Raw genomic sequence first — 3443 nt, forward strand, 5'->3', positions numbered from 1 at the left:
CATCACTTCCGCTAGCGTTGAAAAGAGCACCTATTTGAGATGCTGTGATGGAACCACCGGTCATACTGGCTGTAGCTGTATTTTGTATATCAAGGCCGTTTGCAACTTTTTCAATGGTTGTTGTGCCTTTTAATGTAATGACGCTGTTAGCGCCATCGGCTTTTGCGCCAGTACTCTTTTTTTCAGTTTCAGAGCCGGTTATTGTCAAATTTTCACTAACGATTTTGCTACCAAATGCTGTATAAAGCCCAGTTACCATATTTTCAATGGTTGTTTTGCCTGTTAATTCAATCATAGTATTTGGCAAGTAGGCCGCTATACCGGTGCTATTGGTATTTTTTTCGTTCTGAGAGCCGGTTATTGTTAAATCTTTACTAACGATTTTGCTACCAGTTGTTGCCCTAAGACCACCGCCAGCAATGTCTTTAATGGTTGTTTGACCCGTTAATTCAATCACGCTATTAGCACCATCGACGAATATACCAATGCTGTCTTCTTTAGCTTCAGGAAGGATTATCGTTACATCTTTTGCAGTGACTTTACTGCCCTTATTTACCAGAAACCCTTTTGCAACTTTTTCAATGGTTGTTTTGCCTGTTAATTCAATTGTACTATCAGGATCTGTGGTTGTTACACCAGTTCCTGTATCATCTCCTTTTATTTTTAAATCTTCGCTGGTGATTTTACCACCTGTTTTTGCTAGGATTCCATCCACAGCTTTTTCAATGGTTGTTGTGCCTTTTAACGTAATTTCGCTACCAAGATCTGTAGATGTTACACCAGTTTTTTCAGATTCAGTACCGGTTATTTTTAAATCCTTGCCAATGATTTTTCCAGCATTTGTTGCTTTAATCGCATCATAGTTTTTTTCGGAGGCGTCGCTGGAGACGTCTTTTACGTCTTCATTACTTGTAGCACTTAGGACTGTCGCATATGCGCTGAAATGGGTGCTAAACAGCATGACAGCTACGGCAGCTGTGCCGGATAAAAGAGATTTTTTAAACATTTAGATATTTTCCTTAACTTATAAGCCCCACGCATTCTTCCCCCCGCTTACAAGAAGGATATCAAAATGAATGGTTTTCTACTTTGGAGATCAATAGATTGTTTTTATTTTTATGTAAAGTATAAAAATGTTTTTTTATAAAAAATACATAACGTTATATTATTATATTATTATATTATTCATTATGAAATAAATATAAAACTAAATTATAAATAAAAATTATTTTATAATATTATAAATTATTTATATTTTTTGATTGTATATCATAGTGTTATTATTGTGCATTGTTTAGAGATAAACTTTATTGAGTTATAACAAGAAAGAAAAGAATGGAGAAAATATTAGAAAAAAGAAACAAGAAGAGAGGAAATGAGCAATAAAGAATAGCAGTATCTATGCTGCTGTGGATATACAAAAAAGAAAGTTTGTCGTTTGACAGGAGTTTTTTTTAAGTGGGAATAGGTGGGAGTTTATGATTTTTTTATGACTAATTTTCACCATTAAATGGGCGTTTTATCAAAATGGATTTTGACATCTAAAAAATAGTGAAAATGAGAAAAAACTGTGATTCAATGGAAAAATAGGAAAAGGCTTTGAAGATTTAAAAAAAACTCTGTGAAAGCCTAGAAAACCGCCTTTTAAGCCCCTTTGAAAAAAATCTATAAATTGTGAACTTCGCTCCAAAATCAGCCCAAAAAGCAAAAAAAGATATAATATGTTAAAAACAAAGTGTTATTAAAAATCTTAATGTAAGGAGAAATGCACCTTCATTTTCCATTGTATAATGATGGTTAGGTTGGATTTGTGTAGTTCTTGAGTGCTTTTCCAACCTCTATTTGACGTTTTAAATGCAATTTTAAAAAGAGGTAAGGTAAGCTCTATTTTTTCTCTGTCTTTGATGTTTTGAACAAGCTCTTGTAACTTTTTATCAAGCTCTGCTACGAGTTCCGCTGTATCTTCAGGGGGAAGTTTGATTGTTGCATTTTTGTTATTTGATTGACTCCTTTGTACGGGTGGCAAATAGTGATGGGGGTGTTAGTGTTAAACCCGCAAGTCCTTTTGCTGCCGCCATGTTTATCAAACGTGACAAGCAAAGGGGTGGTGTTTTTTGGTCTCCCTCCAACCAAGATGTTAAAGGCATTTTAGGCACGGCACGCCCGATTAGCTATTTTGATGGCGAAATCGATCATGAGGCAAATCGCCTCAACCAAGCCGATATTGCGACCTTTATTCCAGCACGGCTTAGCCAAAATGCGCATTTAGGTAATTCTGGGGGACAAATAGCTGCCAATGGACGTATTTTATGGGGAAATCATACCACCTCTAGTGATCCACTCTGGCGTTTTGTCAATGTGGTGCGCACCCGTGCAGCATTGGAAAAAACGATCATCAACAATTTCCGCCCTTGGGCCAATGATGAAAACCTTACTGGTCAACATGTTATTGCCATTACCCGCAGCCTCACGCAGTTTCTTGATGATCTGATTGCGCGTGGAGCGCTTTTGGGTGGGCGGGTTTGGTTTGACCGCGATTTAAATTCCAACAGCACTTTACAATTGGGAAAATTGCGGATCGAATTTGATGCGGAAGAAGTACTACCTTTAGAAGATTTAAGTTTCGGCAGCCGGCGCAATAGCGCTTATTTTGATCGGCTGGCGCAAGATATCCAAAAGAAAATGACTTATCAATTTGGCGATACGCTTGAAACTTATCGCAAAGCAGCAAGGAGTTAAAGCATGACTTTACGCATTGTACGCGGTTTTACCTTGATTGTTGATGGTTTTATGGGCACCATCTCACAATTGACAGATTTTTGTAAATCTTTGCCTCATCGCATGAAGGGGTGGTTTGGGTCCATTAATTTAAGAGAGTTTTTGCTAAGTTTTTTGGGAGGCACAACAGCCATTCAACCGATTGGACAATTTGCGGGGGCGGGGCATGCCAATTACTCTGTGAGAGAACAAAGAGACAAAGACCGTTCCACCACCACCCACAATCAAAATATCACAGTGCATGTCAATGGCGCCCGTGATCCTGTGGACACTGGTCGTGCGGTTGCCCACGCCATTCAACGGGCACGCGCTAATGCTCTGCATGGGGGGACAGAATGAGGGGAGGGAGCCTATGAGAGATCCTTTGATGATGTTAGGTCCGCATCAATTTTATGTGGATTGGCTGAATTTCCAATCTTTTGAAGAAGAGTTTTCTGCCTCATGGGTTTGTATGGAGCGTTTTGGCAAGGCACCCAGTTTGCAATTTACCGGCTATGGTAATGATGCAAAAACCATTCATGGGGTTTGGTTTCCAGAAGAATTTGGGGACCGGGTAGCGATAGATGCCATCACTACAACTATACGAAGAGCAAAGCCGGTCCAGATGCTTCGTTGGATCAATGATACGACCTATAGTGTCCTTCTCCATGGTCCCGTGGTGATCA

General features: G+C 39.0%; 2 protein-coding genes and 3 pseudogenes. 3 read left to right on the forward strand and 2 right to left on the reverse strand.

The annotated features are described in order from the left end of the window. Both ACFIKH_RS08235 and ACFIKH_RS08240 read right to left on the reverse strand, forming a co-directional pair. Positions 1-1006, reverse strand: a pseudogene (locus ACFIKH_RS08235) (hypothetical protein); the annotation flags it as partial. A gap of 791 nt (positions 1007-1797) precedes the next feature. Next, positions 1798-1993: pseudogene (locus ACFIKH_RS08240) on the reverse strand (transcriptional regulator); the annotation flags it as partial. Between ACFIKH_RS08240 and ACFIKH_RS08245 the strand changes: the two are divergent. The 3 genes and pseudogenes from ACFIKH_RS08245 to ACFIKH_RS08255 form a co-directional block, all read left to right on the forward strand. Further along, positions 1990-2739, forward strand: a pseudogene (locus ACFIKH_RS08245) (phage tail sheath family protein); the annotation flags it as partial. The pseudogenes ACFIKH_RS08240 and ACFIKH_RS08245 sit on opposite strands and share 4 nt — an antisense overlap. A gap of 3 nt (positions 2740-2742) precedes the next feature. Then, positions 2743-3117 (forward strand): hypothetical protein, encoded by a 375-nt coding sequence (locus tag ACFIKH_RS08250; RefSeq protein ID WP_375627226.1) that lies wholly within the window; start codon positions 2743-2745, stop codon positions 3115-3117. Between the two features lie 13 nt (positions 3118-3130). Further along, positions 3131-3443: phage tail protein (locus ACFIKH_RS08255; RefSeq protein WP_375671451.1), on the forward strand; the 313-nt coding region annotated here is incomplete at its 3' end.

The organism is Bartonella sp. SD1336NMGDW, from assembly GCF_042193565.1.
Taxonomy (GTDB): Bacteria; Pseudomonadota; Alphaproteobacteria; order Rhizobiales; family Rhizobiaceae; genus Bartonella; species Bartonella grahamii.